The organism is Actinomadura sp. CNU-125, from assembly GCF_001942465.1.
Lineage (GTDB): Bacteria > Actinomycetota > Actinomycetes > Streptosporangiales > Streptosporangiaceae > Spirillospora.
On the sequence record NZ_MKJY01000008.1, the window covers coordinates 22651 to 28692 of the forward strand.

At 74.1% G+C, this 6042-nt stretch carries 4 protein-coding genes and 1 pseudogene; 3 read left to right on the forward strand and 2 right to left on the reverse strand.

What is annotated here, in order from left to right:
- Positions 1-5: 5 nt before the first annotated feature.
- Together BJF79_RS01180 and BJF79_RS66360 are read right to left on the reverse strand one after the other, a co-directional pair.
- On the reverse strand, positions 6-1499 hold the full coding sequence (locus BJF79_RS01180; RefSeq protein WP_262401361.1) for a serine/threonine-protein kinase: 1494 nt from the start codon (positions 1497-1499) through the stop codon (positions 6-8).
- Between the two features lie 167 nt (positions 1500-1666).
- Positions 1667-1771, reverse strand: a pseudogene (locus BJF79_RS66360) (excalibur calcium-binding domain-containing protein); the annotation flags it as partial.
- Positions 1772-1935: 164 nt separating this feature from the next.
- Here BJF79_RS66360 and BJF79_RS55010 point away from each other — a divergent pair.
- The 3 genes from BJF79_RS55010 to BJF79_RS01200 form a co-directional block, all read left to right on the forward strand.
- Positions 1936-2190: a hypothetical protein gene (locus BJF79_RS55010; RefSeq protein ID WP_075894608.1), complete on the forward strand. Its 255-nt coding sequence runs from the start codon at positions 1936-1938 to the stop codon at positions 2188-2190.
- A gap of 144 nt (positions 2191-2334) precedes the next feature.
- Entirely contained in the window at positions 2335-3354 is a 1020-nt protein-coding gene (locus BJF79_RS01195; protein ID WP_075894609.1) for a CaiB/BaiF CoA transferase family protein, read from the forward strand.
- 58 nt (positions 3355-3412) lie between these two features.
- The coding region (locus BJF79_RS01200) for an ATP-binding protein (RefSeq protein ID WP_083733071.1) at positions 3413-6042 on the forward strand (2630 nt) is incomplete at its 3' end.

The window sequence follows — 6042 nt, forward strand, 5'->3', positions numbered from 1 at the left end:
GCCGCCTAGATTCCGCGCGGGCGCAACCGGAGGACGAACTGGGCGGCGATCCAGACGAGGAACACGGCCGCCAAGGCGAGCGCGAAGTAGCTCCCCTTGATGTCGGCGTTCGTCAGGTTGATGTCTATGCCCAACGGCCCGAGGAGGGCCCATGGCCACATCGTCATGACGACGCCTTCGACGATCAGGAGCCCGCCGCGCAGCGCTCGGCGTGCCGCGCCGGACGGGCCGCCCGCCAGCAGAGTCTCGTTCGCCCCGGCGAACGCGAACATGAGCGCCACCGCACCCGCCACCCAACCGAACGCCGACTCGCCGCTGATGTCGACTTCGGATCGTTCCCCCGTGGCCGCCAGCACACTCGTCGTGAGTCCCATGTTGATCAGCGCCACGGCGGCGAGGGCCGGCACCGGCCGGTGCGTCGACCTCCACACCACGGCCGACAGGACGATCACCAGCCCGATCAACACCGGCGACCAGTACCCGGCTTCGCCCTGCAGGAAATCGTCGGACGGGTTGTTCCACGACAGCAGCAACGTGACGGCGACGGTGATCCAGGTGCAGACGAGAGCGCCGCGCACGGAGACCGGGTGGTCGTCGCCGTCCAGTAAGGCCGTCGGGTCGGCCGGGACGTCGAAGCGGGCGGCCGGACGGGACGGCCCGGCATCGACGGCGGGCACGTCGCGTCCGGCGACGGCGCCGAGCAGCTCGCGAACCCGCGCGGGCGACGGCCGTTCGGCGGGGACCTTGCGGAGCAGTTCCGTCAGCACCTGTCCGAGCGGCCCGCCGCAACCGGGCGGATCCGGCTCCCGGGTGGCGATGGCGACGAACAGCGCGCCGTGCGTGGGCGCGGTGAACGGCGGGCGCCCCTCGACCGCCGCGTACAGGGTCGCGCCGAGCGACCACAGGTCCGAGGCGGGGGTGACGGGCCCGCCCTGCACCTGCTCCGGGGACATGTAGGCGGGCGTCCCCAGCACCGCGCCCGAACGGGTGAGGGTCGCGTCGCCCTCTACTGCCGCGATCCCGAAGTCGGTGAGGACGACGCGCTCGTCCTCCAGCAGCACGTTGGCCGGTTTCACGTCGCGGTGGACGATGCCCTGCGCGTGGGCCGCCGACAGCGCGTCCAGCATCGCCAGTCCGATCGCGGCGACCCGCCGTGCGGGGAGTACGCCCTCGTCGGCCAGCACCCGGTCCAGCGACCGTCCCTGCACCAGCTCCATCACGATCCACGGGCGTCCGTCCTCGCCCACCACCCGGTCGTGGACGGTCACGATGCCCGGATGCCGCAGCCGCGCCGCGGCCCGCGCCTCCCGCTCCATCCGCGCGAACCAGACGGCCCGCTCGTCCTCCCCGACCTGCTCGGGCACCCGCAGCTCCTTGACCGCGACCTCCCGATCCAGGTCGGCGTCATGGGCCCGCCACACCGACCCCATCCCGCCCCGACCGATCAGCTCCAACCGGCGGTACCGGCCCGCCAGCACACCCTCGCCATCCCAGCCCACGCCCAGAACCTAATGTCGACCAACTGCCGATGGAAGGCCGATTCCGGCGTTCCCGCCCAGACAGTCCGGCTCCCGGTCAAGCTGGGCGCGTCCGCCATGGCCCTGGTGGCCGGTCGGCGGCGTCCGCGCTATCGCGGACGCCACCGCGCCGACTTCTGACGACCCGGTCAGCTTTCGCAGACGACGCCGTCGCCGTCCCGGTCCTGGTACCAGGAGTACTCGCGGTCGACGCCGCGCGTGTAGGGCCCGTACCCGGACGCCTTCGCCTTCGTGCAGGACGAGAACCGGGGGTCGGTCTGCGGCTCCGGTTCCGGGTCGGGCTCCGGCTCGCGGGTGGTCTTGCGCGGCTTCGGCCTCGTGGTGGTCGGGTCCGGGTCCGGGACGTCCGAGGGCGTCGGGGTCGGCGTCGCGGTCGGCGGTCGGGGTCGGGGTCGGGGTGGGCGTTTCGGTGGGCGTCGCCTCCGGTGTGGTGGACGGCTCCTCGGACGGGGACGGCGAGGACGGCGCGGCCGCGCCCGTCTCCTCGGCGGGCGGGGTCACTCCGATCGCGAGCCCGGTGACGCAGCCGAAGAGCATGCTGCCGACCGCGATGAGGATCGCGGCGAACAGCGGGACGGTCGTCCGGGCCCGCTGCGGGCGAGGGTGCGGGCCGGGCGGTGGTGGGTACATGGGCGTCCTGTCATTGCGGTGAACGGGTGAGGCGCGGCAAGAGTGAGACGTCTTGCGTGTTGATCGCGTTCACAGGTTGGCAGGATCCGGCCACCCGCGGATGCCGATCGCCGACTGCCGAGACCGGGGTGGTTGAGCAAGCGGTTGCTTGCATAGGGTGGCGGGCATGGGACTGCTGGACGGGTTGCGGGTGCTCGATCTGACGATGTGGCGGCCGGGCCCGTACGCCACGCAGCTGCTCGGACGGCTCGGCGCGGACGTCGTCAAGGTGGAGCCGCCCGGCGGGGAGCCGATGCGGGCGTTCCGGGACCACTTCGACGTCCTCAACCGGCACAAGCGCGGTGTCGAGCTCGATCTGAAGAGCGCGGACGGGCTCGCGCGGTGCCTGGAGCTCGCGGCGGACGCGGAGGTGTTCGTCGAGGGGTTCCGGCCGGGGGTCGCCGACCGGCTGGGCGTCGGGTACGAGCGGCTTCGGGAGCGGGCGCCCGCGCTCGTGTACTGCTCGATCTCCGGGTACGGCGCCGAGGGGCCGCTGGCGGCGGTGCCGGGGCACGACGTGAACTACCGCGCCTACGCGGGCGCGCTGCCGCCGGACGCGGTGTCGGCGGGCGCCGAACTGGCGGTCGCGGACATGGCCGCCGCGACGATGGCCTCGTTCGCGATCACGGCGGCCGTGCTGAAGGCGCGGGAGAGCGGGGTCGGGGAGCGGATCGATCTCGGGATGGCCGACGTGCTCGCCGACTGGGTCGAGACATCACCCGACATGTCGGGCGCCGACGCGCCCGTCCCCGGGTACGGGATCTACCCCACGAAGGACGGACGGGCCGTCACGCTCGGCGTCGTGTCCGAGCAACCGCTGTGGGCCGCGACGTGCCGGGCGCTCGGGCTCGAACGGCATGCGGACGTCCCGTTCCTGCAGCGGTTCGAGCGGCTGGCGGAACTCGACGGGGCGATCCGGGACGCGATCGCCGGCCTCGACCGGGACGAGGCGGTCGTGCGGCTGTCGAAGGAGGGCGCGCCGGTCGCGCCCGTCCTCACCCGCGCGGAGATGCTCGGCCACGAACACTTCCGTGCGCGGGGGATCGGGGAGGGGCCGGTGCGGACGGCGAACCACGCGGGGCCCGCGCTCGGGGCCGTCCCCGAACTGGACGAGCATCGGGGTGAGGGCTGGCGTCTCACCGACTGAAATTCGGATGGGAATGTCCGACTTGTTTGGCATCCTGGGACGCGTGAGCACGCGCGCGATGAGTCCCGTCCTGGTCGGGCGGTCGGATGAGCTGCGGCGGCTGGCGGACGCGCTCGCCGCGGCGCCCGGGGCCGTGCTGGTCGGCGGGGAGGCGGGGCTCGGCAAGACGCGGCTGATCCGGGAGTTCGCCCGGTGCGCGGTCGACCGGGCGCGGGTGCTGGTCGGCGGGTGCCTGGAGCTGGGTTCGGACGGTCTGCCGTTCGCGCCGTTCACGACCGTGCTGCGCGGGCTGGTGCGCGACATCGGCATCGACGGGGTGGCGGCGCTGGTGCCGCGCGGCGACACCGGCGCGCTTGCGCGGCTGCTGCCGGAGTTCGGCGAGCCCGAGCGGGACGAGGCGTCCGGCGAGGAGCGCGCGCGGCTGTTCGAGCTGGTGCTGACGCTGCTGGAGCGGCTCGCGGAGCGGTGCCCGGTCGTGCTGGTGATCGAGGACGCCCACTGGGCGGACCGTTCCACGCGGGACCTGCTGGCCTTCCTGACCCGCAACCTCGGCACCGCGCCCGTCCTGATCGTGGTGACGTACCGGACGGACGAACTGCACCGGGGGCATCCGCTGCGGACGCTGCTCGCGGGGCTGGAGCGAGTCGAGCGGGTGCACCGGCTGGAGCCGGCGAGGCTGTCGCGGACGGAGACGGCGGCGCTGGTCACGGCGCTGCTCGGGGACGAACCCCCGGCGGGGCTGGTGGAGCGGATCGCCGCGCGCAGCGAGGGCAACCCGCTGTTCGTCGAGGCGCTGCTCGACGACGACGGCACGCTGGCGTCCGAACTGCCCGAGTCGCTGCGCGATCTGCTGCTGGCCGGGGTGCAGCGGCTGCCGGAGGAGACGCAGGAGGTGCTGCGGGACGCCAGCGGCGGCGGCACCCGCATCGAGCACGCGCTGCTCGCGGCGGTGTCCGGGCTGGACGACGCCGCGCTGACCCGCACGCTGCGCCCGGCCGTCGCGGCGAACGTCCTGGTCGTGGACGGCGACGGCTACGCGTTCCGGCACGCGCTGATCCGCGAGGCGGTGCACGACGACCTGCTGCCCGGGGAGCACACGCGGCTGCACACCCGGTACGCGGAGGCGCTGGAGAACGATCCGGCGCTCGTCCCGGACGGGCGGCTCTGGGTGGAGTTGAGCCACCACTGGAAGTCGGCGCACAACGCGGTGTGGGCGCTGGTCGCGTCGTGGCGGGCGTCGGCGTACGCGCGCAAGGCGCTCGCGTACGCGGAGTGCCTGGCGATGCTGTCGCGGGTCATGGAGCTGTGGGAGCTGGTCCCGGACGCGGCGGAGCGGATCGGCGCCGACTGGGTGCGGGTGCTGGAGAAGGCCGCGCGGACCGCCGATCTGGCGGGCGAGTACGAGCGCGGCATCAAGCTGGCGTCGGCGGCGCTGCGCGAACTCGCCGCCGACGACGACCCGGACGTGCGGGAGCGGCGGGCGGAGCTGCTGGCGCTGCGTGGCCGGATGCGGTACCAGATGGCGCGTCCGGGGTTCATCGAGGACGTCCGCGCGGCCGCCGAGGAGCTGCCGTCCGACCGGCGCACGGTGCTGCGCGCGCGTGTGCTGGCCAAGCTCGCGACGTACATGCGCTTCACGACGAACATCGACGAGGGGCGGGCCGCGGCCGCCGAGTCGTACGCGATCGCGCGGGAGCTGAAGGATCCGGTGGCGGAGTCGCACGCGCTGTGCACGCTGTTCTGCACCGAGATCGACTACACCGACGGGTCGATGCTCGCGGAGATCGACGCCGTGACGGCGCGCAGCGACGACCACGGCGCGCTGATGCGGCACGCGGTGATCCGGTCGCACTTCCTGGAGGGCGCCGGGCTGCACGCGGAGGCGTCGGAGGTGGCGCGGCTCGGCAAGGAGACCGCGAGCCGGTTCGGGCTGGCCCGCACGGACGGGACGTTCCTGTGCATCAACGAGGCGGAGCCGCTGGCTTCCCTCGGCCGGTGGGACGAGGCGCTCGGCGTGATGGAGCAGGCGCTGGCGCAGGACCCGTCCGTCACGACGCGGACGTCCCTGCACGTCATGGCGGGCGAGATCGCCCTGTTCCGGGGCGAGACGGAGACGGCGCGGGAGCGGCTGGCGCGGGTGAGCGAGAGCGCGAACGTCCAGCCGACCTGGTTGAAGACGCAGGACTACTTCTCCACGCAGCGGCTGCGGGCCCGCATCGCGCTCGCCGGCGGCGATCCCGCGGAGGCTCTGCGGGCCGTCCTGCGGGTGGTGGAACGGCCGGGCCTGCCGGACGACGCGCGGTACGCGTGGCCGGTGCTGGTACTGGGCGTCACCGCCTGCGCCGAGATCGGCCCGGACGCGGGCGGTGAGCTGGCGCGGATCGAGGAGCGCGCGGCGGGGCTGCCGTGCCTCGGCCGGCTGCAGCGGACGTACCGGCTGGTGTTCGACGCCGAACTCGGACGGGCGCGCGGCGTCCTCGACCGGGCGGCGTGGGACGCCGTCGCCGCCGCGTGGGAGTCGATCGGCAATCCGTTCGCGCACGCGACGGCGCTGGTGCGGGCGGCCGAGGCCGCACTGGCGGCGGGCGACCACGACGCGGCGTCCGTCCGGCTGGACACCGCCGCCGAGCTGGCCCGCGGGCTGCGCGCCGAGCGCTCGCCGACACGTCGAGACCTGCGGCGCCGCAC